1 protein-coding gene is annotated in these 663 nt (G+C 65.8%); it reads right to left on the bottom strand.

Going from position 1 to position 663, the window contains the following annotated elements; translation table 11 throughout:
* A partial coding sequence (locus tag CCN37_RS38545) for a YidC/Oxa1 family membrane protein insertase (protein ID WP_210408435.1) occupies window positions 1-663 on the bottom strand: 663 nt, incomplete at both ends.

Raw genomic sequence — 663 nt, 5'->3', positions numbered from 1 at the left:
GCTCCGGCTCGATGTCGTCGGCGGCCTTCGCACCACCGGACTGCCGCTGGGCCTTGGACTGGCGCTTGGGCTGCTGACGCTTCGGGGTCGTCGGCGTACCGTCCTCGGCCGTTGCGACGGCCGAGACCTCGCTCTGGATCACGGTGCCGTCGTTCTGGGCCGCGAGGCCCTCCTTGCCCAGGCCGGTGATGAACTTCCGCTCGTACTCGTTGCGGTCACGGCCCTTGGCGACGATCGCCTTGACGATGGCGCGCTCACGACGGTTGCGGGTCTTGCCGTGCCGCGTGACGTGCTTGGCGAGGCGCTCCAGGTAGGCGGCCTGCGCCTTGGAACCCGGGGTCGGGTTGTTGTGGATGACGTACATCTGCTGGCCCATGGTCCACACGTTGGTGGTCAGCCAGTAGACGAGGACACCGACCGGGAAGTTGATGCCGAAGACGGCGAACATGATCGGGAAGATGTACATCAGCATCTTCTGCTGCTGCATGAACGGCGTCTTCACCGTGGTGTCGACGTTCTTCGTCATCAGCTGACGCTGCGTGTAGAACTGCGACGCCGACATCAGGACGATCATGATCGCGGTGACGATCCGGACCGTGGTGATCGAGGCGTCGAGCGCGGCGGCTTCAGCGGCGGTGTCCGTGAAGGTCGCGGCGAGGGGGG

This window comes from Allokutzneria sp. NRRL B-24872, from assembly GCF_002155965.1.
Classification (GTDB): Bacteria; Actinomycetota; Actinomycetes; order Mycobacteriales; family Pseudonocardiaceae; genus Allokutzneria.
The sequence above is the reverse complement of the archived record's forward strand: the minus strand, read 5'-3'. Positions and strand labels throughout refer to the sequence as shown.